Genomic DNA, 18,561 nt, shown 5'->3' with positions numbered 1-18,561 from the left:
GCCGAAAATGGGCGCACCGCACACCCGGAGGTGCGCGGTGCGCCCGTCGGCCGATGTCAGTGGCTCTGGCTGAGCCAGTTCTCGATGATTTCGGCGGTCTTCGCGGAGTCCTCCCGCATCATCGACAGGTGGTCCGCCGCGACCAGCCGGACGGCGGCCGAGGCGACCAGCGGCTCCTGCTGCTTCGACTGACCGCCGTCCGTCTCCGGGGTCTCCAGCCCCTGGAGGGACCGGTCGCACTTGATCTCGAGGACGGGGGCCGTGGTGTGCTGGACGTCCAGGGCGTTCAGCAGGACCATCCACCGGCCCATCGCGGACAGCCGCGAGTTGGTCAGGCGTACGGGCGATTCCTCCTTGCCGCGGAAGTTGAGCCGCATCATGCCCATGTAGTCGACGCCCTCGTCGCTGTTGTGCTGGAAGCTCAGCGTGTCCAGCAGCACGACGGCCGCGGGCTTGATGCCCCACGTGTGCTCCAGCACCCCGGCCGCCGCGTAGGCGAACGAACCGCCGGAGGAGTGACCGGCCAGGACGAAGGGCTCGCCGTCGCTGGCGCGGAGCGCGCTCTCGGCGATGACCCGCGCGGCGACCTCGGGCGTCGCCGGCAGCCGCTCACCCGTGGCGAAGCCGACCAGCGGCAGCGCGGCCACGTCCCTCCTGCCCCGGAAGTGCGCGGCGAGGCGGGAGTACTGGTGGACGCCCGCGTTGGCGGTGGGCGCGCTGACACAGATCAGCTTCGGGCTGCCGGTGCCTTCGGCCAGCGTCGCCGACAGGGGCAGGTCCTCCAGTTCCGCCGTCGCCTCGAAGGTGGGGCGCAGCGCGGCGACGGTGGCCAGCATGCGCTGGGCCTCCCTCAGCTTGCCGTTCTCCATCGCGTCGAGGAACAGCCGCTCCAGCGAGTCGATCTCCGGTTCGCCGGACGACATCCTCATGGCGCCGCCGGAGGAGTCCCCGGCCGACTGCGAGGACAGCTCGCTGCGCAGCCAGGCGGCCAGGTCGGCGGGCGTCTTGCTGTCGAACACCAGGGTCGCCGGCAGGCTCAGCCCGGTGACGGTCATGAGGCGGTTGCGCAACTCCACGGACGTCAGGGAGTCGAAGCCCAGCTCGTAGAAGTCGCGGTGCGCTTCGACGGTGTCGGGCGAGGCGTGACCGAGGACGGCGGCGGCCTCGGCGCGGACGACGTCCACGACGTGGCGGACGCGCTCGCTGTCGCCCATCGCCAGCAGCTGCTGGATGAAGGTGTCCGGCGTGCCCGCCCCTGCGGCGGCGTTCACGGCCGCGCGGCGGGCCCTGCCCAGCAGACCGCGGAACAGCGGGGCCACCTCGCCCTGCGGCCGCATGCCGCTCCTGGGCAGCCCGAGCGGTACGACGACCGGTTCGGTGGACCGGACGGCGGCGGTGAACAGGGCCAGGCCCTCTTCGACCGACAGGGGCGGCAGGTCGCCGCCCGCCTGTATGCGCTGAGCGGCGGTGGCGACATCGTGCTGTACGTCCACCCGCCCGTCCGTTTCCGGTGCGGCGTCGGTGTCCAGGGCCCAGGGGCCCCAGGCGAGCGACGTGCCCACGAGGCCGCGAGCGGTGCGGTGGTGGGCGAGGGCGTCCAGGAACGCGTTCGCCGCGGAGTAACCGCCCTGGAACGGGCCGCCCATCACGCCGGCCAGGGACGAGAAGGTGATGAACGCCGCCAGGCCGAGGTCGGCGGTGAGCTCGTGCAGGTGCCACGCCGCGTCGGCCTTGGCCCGCAGGACACCGGCCACACGGTCGGGGGTCTGGGAGGTGACGGCTCCGTCGTCGTGCACGCCGGCGGTATGGACGACCGCGGTCAGCGGGTGCTCCGCCGGTATTCCGGCCAGCAGTGCGACGACCGCGTCGCGGTCCGCCACGTCGCACGCCGCGATCGTCACCTGGGCGCCCAGATCACGGAGTTCCTTCTCCAGCTCGTCGGCGCCAGGGGCGTCCGGCCCCCGGCGGCCGGCGAGCAGCAGGTGCCGCGTGCCCGTGGCGGCCAGTCGCCGGGCGAGACGGCCGCCCAGCGCGCCCGTGCCGCCGGTGATCAGTACGGTGCCGTCGGCGTCCCACGCGGGGGCCGGCGTGCTCGCGTCGGTGGTCACGCGGGCCGGAGCGTCGGTGGTCACGCGGGCCAGACGCCCCACGCGCACGACGCCGTCCCGGACCACGAACTGGGCGTCGCCGGTGGCCAGCAGCGCGGGCAGGGCCGGCAGCAGCGCCGCGGCGTCCTGCTCGTCGCCGAGGTCGGCCAGGGCGAAGCGGTCCGGGTGCTCGGCCTGGGCCGAGCGCACCAGGCCCCACACCGCGCCCGCCGCCAGGTCCTCGACGCCCTCGCCGGAATCGGCGGCGATCGCCCTGCGGGTCATGAAGACCAGGCGTGAGCCGGCGGACCGCTCCTCCCCCAGCCACTCCTGGACCAGGCCCAGGACACGGGCCGTCAGCTCGTGCACCGTGCCGGGCACATCGTCCCCAGCACCCCAGACCGGGACGAGCACCAGGCCCTCGTCGCCGGCCAGGCCCTTCAGGGAGGCTGTCGGCTCGCCCACCCCGAACTCGTCGCCGCCGCCCAGCGTCACATGCCGGACGTCACCTGCCGCCTGGACCTCCGGGGCCGGAGTCCAGTCCACGCGGAACAGCGGATCCCGTCCGCTGCCCGAGGCCGACAGGCCGACTGCCGAGGGCGCCTGCAGAGCCAGCGACTCCACGGAGAGCACCGGGGCACCCGCGGCATCGACTGCCGCGACGGACAGCGCGTTCTCGCTGCCATCGAGCTTCGTCAGGCGGACGCGCAGCCGGGCGGCACCGGTGGCGTGCAGCGACACACCGCTCCAGGAAGAGGGCAGCAGGACGGCGTCCTCGTCCTCCCCCGCTCCGGCGAGCCCGGCGGCGTGGACCGCCGAGGCCAGCAGCGCCGGGTGCAGCCCGAAGTGCCCGGCGTCCCCGTGTCCGTCCCCGTGTGCGTCCCCGTGTCCATCCCGGCCGCCGTCCCCGGACGTGCCGCCCGGCAGCTCGACCTCCGCGAAGGTCTCGTCACCGCGCGTCCAGACCGCACGCAGACCCTGGAAGGCCGGCCCGTAGTCGGTCGCGTCGTAGAAGCCGTCCAGGTCGACGGCTGCGGCGCCCAGGGGCGGCCAGACCGACGCGTCGAACTCCGCGATCCGCTCCCCCACCGTCAGCACACCGCTGACGTGCCGCGTCCACGGCTGGTCCGGGGCGTGTGCCGGGCGCGAGTAGACGGCCACCCGGCGGGCTCCCGACGCGTCGGGGGCCTCGAGCCAGACCTGCAGGGCCACGGCCCCGTCCTCGGTCAGTACGAGCGGCTCGGTCAGGTCGAGCTCCGCGACCCGGTCGCATCCGGCCTGGTCACCGGCGCGGACGGCCAGCTCCAGGAAACCGGTCCCGGGGAAGAGGACCGTGCCACCCACCATGTGGTCGAGCAGCCAGGGGTGATCCTGAGCCGAGAGCCGGCTCGTGAACATCATCCCGTCCGAGTCCGCCAGCGGCACGGCCGCGCCCAGCAGCGGATGCCCGGCCGGGATGAGGCCCGCGCCCGTGACATCACCCGTGCGCGTGGCCGGCGTCGGCCAGTAGCGCTGGTGCTGGAAGGCGTACGTCGGCAGGTCGACACGGCGGGCGCCGGTGCCGGTGCCGGTGATGAGGGCCGTCCAGTCGACGTCGACGCCTGCGACGTGGAGTCGTGCGAGGGCGGTGAGCAGGGCGGTCTCTTCGGGGCGGTCCTTACGCAGGGCCGGTACGACCACGAGGTCGCCGTTGTCGACGTCCAGGCTCTGCTGGGCCATGGCGGCGAGCACACCGTCCGGGCCCAGCTCGAGGAACGCGGTCGCACCGGCCTTGGCGAGCGCCTTCACCCCGTCGGCGAAGCGCACGGCCTCGCGGACGTGCCGCACCCAGTACTCGGGGCTGCAGATGAGGTCGGTCGCCACTTCGCCGGTCACGTTCGACACGAGCGGGATCTTCGGCGCGGAGTAGGACAGCGTCGACGCGATCTGCCGGAACTCCTCCAACATCGGATCCATCAGCGGGGAGTGGAAGGCGTGGCTGACCGACAGACGCTGCGTTTTACGGCCCTCGGCGGCGAATTTCTCCGCGATCTGCAGCACCGCGGCTTCGTCACCGGCGATGACAAGCGAGTTCGGGCCGTTGACCGCCGCGATGGAGACACCTTCGACCAGGCGGGGCAGTATCTCGTCCTCGGTGGCCTGGACGGCCACCATCGCACCACCCGCAGGCAGCGCCTGCATCAGCCGCGCCCGGGCCGCCACCAGCGTGCACGCGTCATCCAGGGACAGCACCCCGGCCACATGCGCAGCAGCGATCTCACCGATGGAATGACCAGCAAGGAAGTCCGGTCGCACACCCCAGGACTCCACGAGACGGAACAGCGCCACCTCGACCGCGAACAACGCAGGCTGCGTAAACCCGGTCTCGCTCAGCGCACCGGCGTCATCGCCGAACAGCACCTCCCGCAGCGAACCATCCATCCGCTCCAGCACCGCATCCAGCGCCTGGGCGAACACCGGGAACCGGCCGTACAACTCACGACCCATCCCCACCCGCTGCGAACCCTGACCCGAGAAGAGGACAGCCAGCGTCCGGTCACCGGTCGCCGCGCCGCGCGCCACCTCGGCCACGGCGCCGCCGCCGGCCAGCAGCACCGCGCGGTGCTCAAAGGCCGACCGGCCCGCCGCCAGCGAGAAGCCCACGTCCACCGGGGAGAGCCCGGCCAGGGACGACACCCGCTCAAGCTGCTGGGCCAGTGCGGCCGCCGACTTCGCCGAGACGGGCCACGGGGTCACGGCGGAGTCGTGCCCGGCCCGTGCGTCCTGCTCCCCGGCCGGCTCGTCGGCCGGCGGGGCCTGCTCGATGATGGCGTGCGCGTTCGTGCCGCTGATGCCGAAGGACGAGACACCCGCACGCCACGGCCGGTCCACCTCGGGCCACGGCTTCTGGTCGGTCAGCAGCTCCACCGCGCCCATGGACCAGTCCACGTGGGACGAGGGCCGGTCAAGGTGCAGCGTCTTCGGCAGTACTCCGTGCCGCATCGCCATGACCGTCTTGATGACGCCCGCGACGCCGGCCGCCGCCTGGGTGTGGCCGATGTTCGACTTCACCGACCCCAGGAGCAGCGGGCGGTCCTCCGGCCGGTCCTGCCCGTAGGTGGCCAGGAGCGCCTGCGCCTCGATCGGGTCGCCGAGCGGCGTACCCGTGCCGTGTCCCTCGACCGCGTCGACATCGGCGGTGGACAGGCCCGCGCTGGCGAGGGCCTGGCGGATGACCCGCTGCTGCGAGGGGCCGTTGGGGGCGGTGAGCCCGTTGGACGCACCGTCCTGGTTGATCGCCGAGCCACGCACGACCGCGAGGACCTGGTGTCCGTTGCGGCGTGCGTCGGACAGCCGCTCCAGGACGAGCATGCCCACGCCCTCGGACCACGCCGTGCCGTCCGCGGTGTCCGAGTAGGTCTTGCACCGGCCGTCGGGGGCCAGGACGCCCTGCACGGTGAAGCCCGTGAAGTTGGCGGGCGTGGTCATCGTCGTGACGCCGCCCGCGAGGGCGAGCGAGCACTCGCCGGTACGCAGGGCCTGGGCGGCCCAGTGGAGGGCGACGAGGGACGACGAGCACGCCGTGTCGACGGTGACGGCCGGGCCTTCGAGGCCGAAGGTGTAGGAGACGCGTCCGGAGACGACGCTCGCGGCGAGGCCGGTGCCGGCGTGGCCGCCGACGTCCTCCTTCGAGTTCATCACCAGCGCGCCGTAGTCCAGGCCGCTCGTGCCGACGAAGACGCCGGTCCGGCTGCCGTGCAGGCCTTCCGGGTCGATCCCGGCGCGCTCGAACGCCTCCCAGGAGGTTTCCAGCAGCAGGCGCTGTTGCGGGTCCATGGCGAGCGCCTCGCGCGGCGAAATGCCGAAGAACCCGGCGTCGAAGTCGGCGACGTCGTGCAGGAACCCGCCCTCGAGGCTCGCGCTGCGGCCCCGGCCGTCGGGGCCGCCGGTGCGCAGGGTCTCCAGGTCCCAGCCGCGGTCGGTCGGGAAGCCGGAGATGCCTTCCCGGCCTTCGTGGACGAGCTGCCACAGGTCTTCGGGGGAACGCACGCCGCCGGGCAGACGGCAGGCCATGCCGACGATGACGACCGGGTCCTCGGCCACCGCCGACGCGACCGCGACGGGGAGGTTCGCGTCTCCGTGCTCGTCCAGCAGCTCCCTGACGATGTGCTGCGCGAGGGCGACGGGGGTGGGGTAGTCGAAGACGAGCGTGGCGGGCAGGCGCAGACCGGTGGCCGTGGTCAGGCGGTTGCGGAGTTCGACGGCGGTCAGCGAGTCGAAGCCCAGGTTGTGGAAGTCCTGCGTCGCCTCGATCGCCTTGGCCGAGGCGTGGCCGAGAACGGCGGCGGCCTCGGTCCGTACGAGCTCCACCGCGAACCGGGCGCGCTCGTCCTCGCCCAGGCCCAGCAGCTGGCGGGTGAGCGCCGCCGCCGTACCGGCCCCTCCGGCCGCGGTCGCGGCCGTTCGCCGGGTGCCCCTGACCAGACCGCGCAGCAGCGGGGGTACGTGACCCTGTATCCGGGTGGCCCCGGAGCCCGAGGCCTGGCCGATGAGGACGAGGTACGGCTCGTCCGACGTCGTGGCGGCGTCGAACAGGGCCAGGCCCTGCTCGACCGTGAGCGGGGGCATGCCGGAGGCCGCGATGCGCTGCATGTCGGCCTCGGACAGCGTGCCCGTCATGCCGCTGGTCTGCGCCCACGCGCCCCATGCCAGGGACTGCGCGGGCAGACCCTGGGCGGCACGGTGCTGGGCGAGGGCGTCGAGGAAGACGTTGCCGGCGGCGTAGTTGCCCTGGCCTGCGCTGCCCATCACACCCGAGATGGAGGAGTACGTGATGAACGCGGCCAGGTCGATGCCCTGCGTGGCCTGGTGAAGGTTCCATGCCGCGTCCACCTTCGGCCGCAGCACGGCCGACAGACGCTCAGGCGTCAGGGAGGTGACCACGCCGTCGTCGAGGACACCGGCCGTGTGGATCACCGCGGTCAGCGGGTGCTCTTCGGGGATCGCGGCCAGGAGGCCGGCGACTGCGCCGGCATCGGTGACGTCGCACGGCGCGACCGTCACGTCCGCGCCGTGGGCGATCAGCTCCGCCTGCAGCTCCAGCGCACCCGGCGCCTCTGCGCCACGGCGGCTCACCAGCAACAGGTGCTTCACGCCGCGCTCGGCCACCAGGTGTCGTGCGAGCTCGCCACCGAGACCACCGGTACCGCCGGTGATGAGGACCGTACCGTCGGGGGCCCACTGTCGCGGCATCGTCAGCACAATCTTGCCGATGTGACGGGCCTGGCTCATGAAGCGGAACGCCTCGGGCGCCCGTCGTACGTCCCACGAAGCGACCGGCAAGAGCCTCAGGGCTCCCTGATCGAACAGCTCCAGCAGTTCGGCGAGCATCTCCTGGGTCCGGTCCGGACCCGCCTCGGCGAGGTCGAAGGCCCGGTAACGCACCCCGCTCAGCGCCTCGGGGTCACGGATGTCGGTCTTGCCCATCTCCAGGAAACGACCGCCCGGCGCCATCAACCGCAGCGACGCGTCCACGAACTCGCCCGCCAGCGCGTTCAGCACCACATCCACACCACGGCCACCCGTGACCTGCCGGAACCGCTCCTCGAAGTCCGTCGACCGGGACGACGCGATGTGATCCTCCGGAACACCCAACTCACGCAGGGTCTCCCACTTACCCTCACTCGCCGTCGCGAACACCTCGGCACCCACATGCCGCGCGAACTGAATCGCCGCCATGCCGACACCACCCGCGCCGGCGTGAATCAAGATCGACTCACCCGCCCGCAGACCGGCCAGATCCTTCAACGCATACAGAGCCGTCAGGAACACCAGCGGCACCGAAGCCGCCTCCACCCCCGACCAACCCTGCGGCACTCCAGTCACATACCGCTCATCCACCACAGCCATCGGACCGAAGCCACCCGGCACCATGCCCATCACCCGGTCGCCCGGGCGAACACCGTGCACATCGGCGCCCGTCTCGGTCACCACACCGGCAGCCTCGGCACCCAGCGGACCGGCCTCGCCCGGGTACATGCCGAGGGCATTGAGAACGTCGCGGAAGTTGACGCCCGCGGCCTCGACAGCCACCCGGATCTGCCCCGGAGCCAGCGGCTCCAGCGCCTCCGGATGCGGGGCGAGCACCAGGCCGTCCAGGCTGCCCTTGGCCCCGGCATCCAGCCGCCACGGCTCACCGGCCGGAGGCACCAGACCGCGCCCCGCGACCGTACGGGCCAACCGGCCCACCCGCAGCGCACCGTCCCGCACCACGAACTGCTCGTCGCCCGTGGCAAGCAGCCCGGGCAGACCCGGCAGCACACCCACGACACCGTCGAGCTCACCGTCGACGTCGAGGAGCGCGAAGCGGCCCGGGTTCTCCGACTGCGCCGAGCGCACCAGACCCCACACCGCAGCCGCCGCGAGGTCGTCGACGGACTCGCCGGAACCGGCGGCGATCGCCTTGCGGGTGACGAAGACCAGACGCGAGGTCTCGAACCGCTCCTCCGCCAGCCACTCCTGGACCAGCCCGAGCACTCGGCCCGTCAGCTCGTGCACCGCGGCAGGAGCCTCGGCGCCGGCGCCCGAGAGGGGAACGAGCACCAGGCCCTCATCGCCCGTGACCTCTGCCAGAGAGCCGGCCGTCGCACCGACGCCGAACTCGTCCACGGCGCCCAATGACACGCATCGGACCTCCTCCGAGGACTGTGCCTGTGCTTCGGGGGCGGCGGCCCAGTCCAGGTACAGCAGCGGGTTCTGCTCGGTGCCCTGGTGGGCGGGCGCCACCACGGCCTGCCGCGCCCGCATCGCCAGCGTCTCGACGGTCAGCACCGGAGCGCCCTCGACGTCGGCGACCGCGATGGTCAGCGAGTTCTCGCCGAGCTTGACCATGCGGGCCCGTACGACCGAGGCACCGCCGGCGTGCAGCGACACACCGCTCCAGCCGAAGGGCATCACGACGTAGCCGTCGTTGCCGACACCGGCGATTTCGTGGGCATGCAGCACCGCGTCCAGCAGCGCCGGATGGATGCCGAAGCGCTCGGCGTCCTCAAGGGCATCGTGCGGCAGCGCCGCCTCGATGAAGACCTCGGCGTCACGCATCCAGACCGAGCGCAGCCCCTGGAACACCGGGCCGTACTCGGTCCGGTCGTAGTAGCCCTCGATGTCCACGGCGATCGCGTCCCGGGGCGGCCAGACGGAGGCGTCGAACTCCGCAACCCGCTCGCCGGTGCCCAGCAGACCCGCGGCATGCTCGCTCCACGCCTGATCGGCGGCATGCTCCGGGCGCGAGTAGAAGTTCACCGTACGGACGCCGGTCTCGTCGGGCGCACCCATCAGCACCTGAACGAGCGCGGCGCCGTCCTCGGCCAGCACCAACGGGGCGAGCAGCGTAAGTTCCTCGACCCGGTCGCAGCCGACCTGGTCGCCGGCGCTCATGGCCAGCTCCAGGAATCCGGTGGCCGGGAACATGACCTTTCCGTCCACGACGTGGTCGACGAGCCAGGGGTGCGACTGCAGCGACAGCCTGCCCGTGAACAGCACCTCTTCGGAATCCGCGAGGGCCAGGGTCGCGCCCAGCAGCGGGTGTTCCGCCGGGGACAGACCGGCGCCCGTCACATCACCCGTGAGCACAGCGGGCGTCGGCCAGTAGCGCTCGTGCTGGAAGGCGTACGTCGGCAGGTCGACGCGGCGGGCGCCGGTGCCGGTGAACAGGGCCGCCCAGTCCAGGTCGATGCCCGCCACATGCAGCACCGCGAGGGCGGTGAGCAGGGCGGTCTCTTCGGGGCGGTCCTTGCGCAGGGCCGGTACGACGACAGCCTCGTGGTCGTCCAGGCTCTGCTGGGCCATCGCGGCGAGCACGCCGTCCGGGCCCACCTCGAGGAACGCGGTCGCACCGGCCTCGGCCAGGGCCGTCACACCGTCGGCGAAACGCACGGCCTCGCGGACATGGCGCACCCAGTAGTCCGGGCTGCAGACCAGCTCCGCCGACGCCACCTCACCCGTCACGTTCGACACCAGCGGAATCTGCGGCGCGGAGTAGGACAGCGTCGACGCGACCTGCCGGAACTCCTCCAACATCGGATCCATCAGGGGCGAATGGAACGCGTGGCTGACCGACAAGCGCTGGGTCTTACGCCCCTCAGCGGCGAACTTCTCCGCGATCCGCAGCACCGCGGCTTCGTCACCGGCGATGACGACCGCGCGGGGGCCGTTGACCGCCGCGATCGACACACCCTCGACGAGACGGCCGGCCACCTCGGCCTCGGCCGCCTGGACCGCGACCATCGCACCGCCCGAAGGCAACGCCTGCATCAACCGCGCCCGAGCCGCCACCAGCGTGCACGCGTCATCCAGGGACAGCACCCCGGCCACATGCGCGGCAGCGATCTCACCGATCGAGTGCCCGGCCAGGAAGTCGGGACGTACGCCCCAGGACTCCACCAGACGGAACAGCGCCACCTCGACCGCGAACAACGCAGGCTGCGTAAACCCAGTCTCGCTCAGCCGCTCTGCTGTGTCCTCACCGAACAGCACCTCCCGTAGCGAACCATCCATCCGCTCCAGCACCGCATCCAGCGCCTGGGCGAACACCGGGAACCGGCCGTACAACTCACGACCCATCCCCACCCGCTGCGAACCCTGACCCGAGAACAGCACCGCCAACGACCGGCCCGACACCGCCGCGCCGCGCGCCACCTCGGTGACAGCACCGCCATCAGCCAGCAGCACCGCACGGTGCTCAAAGGCCGACCGGCCCGCCGCCAGCGAGAAGCCCACGTCCACCGGGGACAGGTCCGGTCGCTGCCCGGTCCACGTGTGCAGCTGCTCGATCTGAGCCGTCAGCGCTTCCGCCGACTTGCCCGACACCGGCCACAGCGCCGCCGACGGCTCGCGGGGCCCGTCCTGGTCGTCCGCCGGTGCTTCGACCGGCGGGGCCTGCTCGATGATGGTGTGCGCGTTCGTGCCGCTGATGCCGAAGGCCGACACGCCTGCTCGGCGCGGGCGGCCGGTGTCCGGCCAGTCGGCGGCTTCGGTGAGCAGTTTGACGTCGCCGGCCGTCCAGTCGACGTGGGACGACGGTGCGTCTACGTGCAGGGTTCGGGGCAGCGTGCCGTGCTGCATCGCCATGACCATCTTCATGACGCCGGCGACGCCGGCCGCCGCCTGCGAGTGGCCGATGTTCGACTTGACCGAGCCGAGCAGCAGCGGCTGTCCTTCGGCGCGCTCCTGGCCGTACGTCGCCAGCAGTGCCTGTGCCTCGATCGGGTCACCGAGGGTCGTACCCGTGCCGTGGGCCTCGACCGCGTCGACGTCGGCGGTGGAGAGGCCCGCGCTGGCGAGGGCCTGTCGGATGACCCGCTGCTGCGAGGGGCCATTGGGGGCGGTGAGCCCGTTGGACGCACCGTCCTGGTTGATCGCCGAGCCACGCACGACGGCCAGTACCGGGTGACCGTTGCGGCGGGCGTCCGACAGCCGCTCCAGGACCAGCACGCCGACGCCTTCGGACCAGCCGGTGCCGTCGGCCCCGTCGGCGAACGCCTTGCAGCGGCCGTCCGACGCCAGCCCGCCCTGCCGGGTGAAGCTGGGGAAGCCGATGGAGGTGGACATCACCGTGACGCCGCCCGCGAGGGCGAGCGAGCACTCGCCGGTGCGCAGAGACTGCGCGGCCCAGTGGAGGGCAACGAGGGACGACGAGCACGCCGTGTCGACGGTGACGGCCGGGCCTTCGAGGCCGAAGGTGTAGGAGACGCGTCCGGAGACGACGCTTCCGGCGAGGCCGGTGCTGGTGTGTCCCTCGAGGTCGTCGCGCGAGTTCATCACGAGCATCGTGTAGTCCTGGCCGCCGGTGCCGACGAAGACGCCGGTCTGGCTGCCCCTGAGGGACGCGGGCTTGATCCCGGCCCGCTCGATGGCCTCCCAGGAGGTTTCCAGCAGCAGTCGCTGTTGCGGGTCCATGGCGAGCGCCTCGCGCGGCGAGATGCCGAAGAACCCGGCGTCGAAGTCGCCGATGCCCTCGAGGAATCCGCCCTTGGCGGTGGCACTGCGGCCGCGGCCGCTCTGGCCTCCGTCCATCAGGGTGTCCAGGTCCCAGCCGCGGTCGGTCGGGAAGTCGGAGATGCCTTCCCGACCCTCCCGCACGAGCTGCCACAGGTCTTCGGGGGAACGCACGCCACCGGGCAGACGGCAGGCCATGCCGACGATGACGACCGGATCCTCGGCCACCGCCGACGCGACCGCGACGGGGGCGCTGTCGTCGCCGTGCTCGTCCAGCAGCACCGCGATGAGGTGTTCAGCGAGCGTGGTGGGGGTGGGGTAGTCGAAGACGAGGGTCGCGGGCAGGCGCAGACCGGTGGCGGTCGTCAGGCGGTTGCGGAGTTCGACGGCGGTCAGCGAGTCGAAGCCCAGGTTGTGGAAGTCCTGCGTCGCCTCGATGGCCTTGGCCGAGGCGTGGCCGAGAACGGCGGCGGCCTCGCCACAGACCAGGTTCACGGCGTAGCGGAGGCGCTCCTCGTCGCGCAGTTCCCACAGGCGTCGGGTGAGCAGCGCGGCCGTACCGGCTCCTCCGGCCGCGGTCGCGGCCGATCGCCGGCCGGCCTTGACGAGGCCGCGCAGGACGGCGGGCACCTCGCCGGGGATGCGCACGGATCCGGAGACGGGGCCGATGACCACCAGGTGGGCGTCGTCGCAGCTGGTGGCCGCGTCGAACAGGGCCAGACCCTGTTCGACCGTGAGCGGGGGGACGCCGGAGGCCGCGATGCGCTGCATCTCCGCCTCGGACAGCGTGCCCGTCATGCCGGTGGCCTGTGTCCAGGCGCCCCACGCCAGGGACTGCGCGGGCAGCCCCTGGGCGGCGCGGTGCTGGGCGAGGGCGTCGAGGAAGACATTGCCGGCGGCGTAATTGCCCTGCCCGGCGCTGCCCATCACACCCGAGATCGAGGAGAACATCACGAAGGCGGCGAGGTCGAGGCCCTCGGTGGCCTGGTGAAGGTTCCATGCCGCGTCCACCTTCGGCCGCAGCACGGCCGACAGACGCTCCGGCGTCAGGGAGGTGACCACGCCGTCGTCGAGGACACCGGCCGTGTGGATCACCGCGGTCAGCGGGTGCTCCGCCGGAACCTCCGACACCATCTCCGCCACGGCATCCGCATCGGCGATGTCGCACGCGCTGATCGTCACGTCGGCGCCATGGGCGATCAGCTCTGCCTGCAGCTCCACCGCGCCCGGCGCCTCTGCGCCACGGCGGCTCACCAGCAACAGGTGCTTCACGCCGCGCTCGGCCACCAGGTGTCGCGCGAGCTCGCTGCCCAGGCCACCGGTACCGCCGGTGATGAGGACCGTGCCCTCAGGGGCCCACTGTCGCGGCATCGTCAGCACAATCTTGCCGACGTGCTGGGCGCGGCTCATGAAGCGGAACGCCTCGCCCGCGCGCCGCACGTCCCATGTCGCCACCGGAAGCGGGCGCAGTACGTTCCGCGCGAAGAGTTCGAGCAGTTCGGCGAGCATCTCCTGGGTCCGGTCCGGACCCGCCTCGGCGAGGTCGAAGGCCCGGTAACGCACCCCGCTCAGCGCCTCGGGGTCACGGATGTCGGTCTTGCCCATCTCCAGGAAACGACCGCCCGGTGCCATCAACCGCAGCGACGCGTCCACGAACTCGCCCGCCAGCGCGTTCAGCACCACATCCACACCACGGCCACCGGTGACCTGCCGGAACCGCTCCTCGAAGTCCGTCGACCGGGACGACGCAATGTGATCATCCGGAACACCCAACTCACGCAGGGTCTCCCACTTGCCCTCACTCGCCGTCGCGAACACCTCAGCACCCACATGCCGCGCGAACTGAATCGCCGCCATGCCGACACCACCCGCGCCGGCGTGAATCAAGATCGACTCGCCCGAACGCAGACCGGCCAGATCCTTCAACGCGTACAGAGCCGTCAGGAACACCAGCGGCACCGAAGCCGCTTCAACCCCCGACCAACCCTGCGGCACTCCAGTCACATACCGCTCATCCACCACAGCCATCGGACCGAAGCCACCCGGCACCATGCCCATCACCCGGTCGCCGACGGCGAGTCCGGTGACGCCCGGCCCGACCTCCGCCACCACACCGGCGGCCTCGGCACCCAGCAGGCCGGCCTCACCCGGGTACATGCCCAGAGCGTTGAGGACGTCGCGGAAGTTCAGTCCGGCGGCCTGGACCTCCAGGCGGACCTGGCCCGGAGCGAGCGGCTCCAGTACCTCAGTGCAGGGCGCCAGTACCAGCCCGTCGAGGCTGCCCTTGGCCCCGGCGTCCAGCCGCCACGGCTCACCGGCCGGAGGCAGCAGGCTGCCCCCGGAGGCCGTACGGGCCAGCCGGCCCACGCGCAGGTCGCCGTCCCGTACGACGAACTGCTGGTCACCGGCTGCGAGCAGCCCCGGCAGGACCATCAGCAGACCCGGGAAATCGTCGTCGGCGCCGTCGACGTCGAGGAGCGCGAAGCGCCCGGGGTTCTCCGACTGCGCCGAGCGCACCAGACCCCACACCGCAGCCGCCGCGAGGTCGTCGAGGGACTCGCCGTCGGTGGCCGACACGGCGTTGCGCGTCACGAACACCATGCGCGAGGCGGCGAACCGCTCCTCCATCAGCCACTCCTGGACCAGCCCGAGCACCCAGGCCGTCAGCTCGTGCACTGCGCCGGGCACATCGGCACCGCTGCACGGGACGGGGACGAGCACCAGGTCCTCGTCGCCCGTGGCCTCCGCCAGGGAAGCGATCGTGGCAGCGTCCGCGAAGCCGTCGGCACCCAACGACACCCATCGGGTGCCCTCGCGCGGCTGCGTGTCCGGGGCCGGCACCCACTCCAGCCGGAGCAGCGAGTCCTGCTCGGCCCGGCGCGGGGCGGGCGCCTCCACGGCCTGCCGCGCCCGCATGGCCAGCGTCTCGACCGTCAGCACCGGAGCGCCCTCGACGTCGGCGACCGCGATGGACACCGAGTCCTCGCCGAGCTTGACCATGCGGGCCCGTACGACCGAGGCGCCGTGGGCGTGCAGCGACACACCGCTCCAGCCGAAGGGCATGAGCGCGTGCTCCGCGTCGCCCACGCCGGCGACGCCGTGGGCGTGCAACACCGCGTCCAGCAGCGCCGGGTGCATGCCGAAGCTCTCGGCCTCGCCGGCCGCGTCGCCGGTCAGGGCCGCTTCGATGAAGACCTCGTCGTCGCGGAGCCAGACCGAGCGCAGTCCCTGGAAGACGGGGCCGTACTGGGTCCGCTCGTAGAACCCTTCGAGGTCGACGACCACCGCGTTCTGGGGCGGCCAGACAGAGGCGTCGAACGCCGCCACCCGCTCGCCGGTGCCCAGCAGACCGGTGGCGTGTTCGGTCCACGCCTGGTCCTCGGCGTCCTCCGGGCGGGCGTAGAGGCTCACGGTGCGGGCGCCCGCCTCGTCGGGGGCGCCGACGAGCACCTGCACGAGTGCGGCGCTCGCCTCGGTCAGCACCAGCGGAGCGACGAGCGTGAACTCCTCGACCCGGTCGCAGCCGACCTGGTCCGCGGCGCGCATCGCCAGTTCCAGGAATCCGGTGCCGGGGAAGAGGATCTTGCCGTCCACGACGTGGTCGGCGAGCCAGGGGTGCGTGTGGGGGGACAGCCTGCCGGTGAACAGCACCTCGTCCGAGTCCGCGAGGGCCAGGGTCGCGCCCAGCAGCGGGTGTTCCGCCGGGGACAGGCCCGCGCCCGTCACATCGCCCGTCAGGGCGGCCGGCCGCGGCCAGTACCGCTCGCGCTGGAAGGCGTACGTCGGCAGGTCCACCCGGCGGGCGCCGGTGCCGGCGAACAGCTGGGACCAGTCCGCTTCGACGCCCGCGACGTGCAGTCGCGCGAGCGCGATGAGCAGGGCGGTCTCTTCGGGGCGGTTCTTGCGCAGCGCGGGTACGACCACCGCGTTCTCGGCGGCTTCGCCCAGGCTGTGCTGCGCCATGGCCGCCAGCACGCCGTCCGGGCCGAGCTCCAGGAACGTGGTGACGCCCGCCTCGGCGAGTGCCTGCACGCCGTCCGTGAAGCGGACGGTCTCGCGGACGTGGCGCACCCAGTACTCGGGGCTGCACACGAGCTCTTCCGTGGCCAGTTCACCGGTCACGTTCGACACGACCGGGATCTGCGGTGCCGAAAAGGAAAGCCCGGATACGACCTGCCGGAAGTCCTCCAGCATGGGGTCCATCAGAGGCGAGTGGAACGCGTGGCTCACCGTAAGTCGCAGCGTCTTGCGGCCCTCGGCCGCGAGCCGCTCGGCGACGTCCAGCACCGCGGTCTCGTCGCCGGCGATGACGAGCGAGTCCGGTCCGTTGACCGCCGCGATCGCCACGCCGTCGACCAGGCGCCCGGTCACCTCGGCCTCGGTGGCCTGGACGGCGACCATGGCCCCGCCCGTGGGCAGTGCCTGCATCAGCCGCGCCCTGGCCGCGATGAGGGTGCACGCGTCCGGGAGCGAGAGGACGCCGGCGACGTGGGCCGCCGCGATCTCGCCGATGGAGTGGCCGGCGACGAAGTCCGGGCGCAGGCCCCAGGACTCCACCAGGCGGTAGAGGGCCACTTCGATGGCGAACATCGCGGGCTGGGTGAAGCCCGTGCGATCCAGCAGGTCCGCCTCGGGCGTGCCTGCCTCGGCGAAGAGCACCTCGCGCAGCGGACGCTCCAGTTCGGCGTCCAGGCTTGCGGTCACCGCGTCCAGGGCCTCGGCGAAGACCGGGAACCGGGCGTAGAGGTCCCGGCCCATGCCGGGGCGCTGGGAACCCTGTCCCGAGAACAGGAAGGCCGACTTGCCGGCAGGCATGTCCGGGGCGACGCCCCGCGCGACCTCGGTGATCCCGGTATCGCCGGCCAGCAGCGCGGCGCGGTGCGCGAAGGTGGACCTGCCGGTGACCAGGGAGAAGCCCACGTCGACCGGTGACCGGTCGGTGAGTGCCGCGATGCGCTCCAGCTGGGCGGCCAGCGCGTCCTCGGACTTCGCCGACACCAGCCACGGCACGACCGTGGGCGCGGCCGCGGCGACCGGTGCGGGCTGCGAGGCGTCGGAATCGGCTGTGGCAGGCGCTCCGGCTGTGGGGTCGGTCGCCGCTTCGGCTGCCGGGGCCTGCTCGATGATGGCGTGCGCGTTGGTGCCGCTGATGCCGAAGGACGACACGCCCGCTCGCCACGGCCGGTCGGCCTCGGGCCACGGAGTGCGCCGGGTCAGCAACTCCACCGCGCCCGCCGACCAGTCGACGTGCGTGGAAGGCCGGTCCACATGCAGTGTCTTGGGCAGCACGCCGTGCTGCATCGACAGGACCATCTTGATGATGCCCGCGACGCCGGCCGCCGCCTGGGTGTGACCGATGTTCGACTTGACCGAGCCCAGCAGCAGCGGCCGCTCGGGGTCGCGGTCCTGCCCGTACGTGGCCAGGAGCGCCTGGGCCTCGATCGGGTCACCGAGGGTCGTACCGGTGCCGTGGGCCTCGACGACGTCGACGTCGGCGGTCGACAGGCCCGCGCTGGCGAGGGCCTGTCGGATGACCCGCTGCTGCGAGGGGCCATTGGGGGCGGTGAGCCCGTTGGACGCACCGTCCTGGTTGACGGCCGAACCGCGCACCACAGCGAGGATCTTGTGCCCGTTGCGACGGGCGTCGGACAGCCGCTCCAGTACAAGCACGCCGACGCCTTCGGACCAGCCCGTGCCATCGGCCGCGTCGGCGAACGCCTTGCACCGGCCGTCCGCCGCGAGCCCGCCCTGCCGGCTGAAGCCGGCGAAACCCATCGGCGTGGACAGGACCGTCACACCGCCGGCCAGCGCCAGCGAGCACTCGCCGTTGCGCAGCGCGTGGGAAGCGATGTGCAGGGCCACGAGGGATGACGAACATGCCGTGTCGACCGTCACCGCGGGGCCTTCGAGCCCGAAGGTGTACGAGACGCGTCCGGAAATCACGCTGCTCGCCAGGCCGGTGCCGGCGTGGCCTTCCGTGTCCTCGCGGGAGTTCATCACGACGCCCGCGTAATCGACGCCGTTCGTGCCGACGAACACGCCCGTCCGGCTGCCGCGCAGGCCCGCGGGGTCGATTCCGGCCCGCTCGAACGCCTCCCATGACGTTTCCAGCAGCAGACGCTGCTGTGGGTCCATCGCCACCGCCTCGCGCGGCGAAATTCCGAAGAAGCCCGCGTCGAACGCACCGGCGTCGACGAATCCGCCCTCGGCGGTCGCGCTGCTGCCGTTGCCGTCACCACGGAGAGCGTCGATGTTCCAGCCACGGTCGGTGGGGAATTCCGAGATTCCGTCCCGGCCCTCGTCCAGCAGCTTCCAGAGCTCTTCCGGTGACTGCACCCCGCCGGGAAGCCGGCAGGCCATCCCTACGATCGCGATCGGCTCCTGCTTGCCGGACTCGACTTCCAGCAGCCGTTGGCGGGTCTGGTGCAGGTCGGCCGTGACCCACTTGAGGTAGTCAACGAGCTTGCTGTCGTTCGACATGACGAGGAACCTTCCCTGT

General features: G+C 72.3%; 1 protein-coding gene. It reads right to left on the bottom strand.

Annotated elements, in window-relative coordinates; genetic code table 11:
- Window positions 1-56 precede the first annotated feature (56 nt).
- Window positions 57-18,542, bottom strand: a complete 18,486-nt coding sequence (locus ACIGXW_RS02310) for an SDR family NAD(P)-dependent oxidoreductase (RefSeq protein WP_399568958.1) — start codon at window positions 18,540-18,542, stop codon at window positions 57-59.
- Between the last annotated feature and the right edge of the window lie 19 nt (window positions 18,543-18,561).

Source organism: Streptomyces sp. NPDC053079 (assembly GCF_044546695.1).
Classification (GTDB): domain Bacteria; phylum Actinomycetota; class Actinomycetes; order Streptomycetales; family Streptomycetaceae; genus Streptomyces.
The sequence above is the reverse complement of the archived record's forward strand: the minus strand, read 5'-3'. Positions and strand labels throughout refer to the sequence as shown.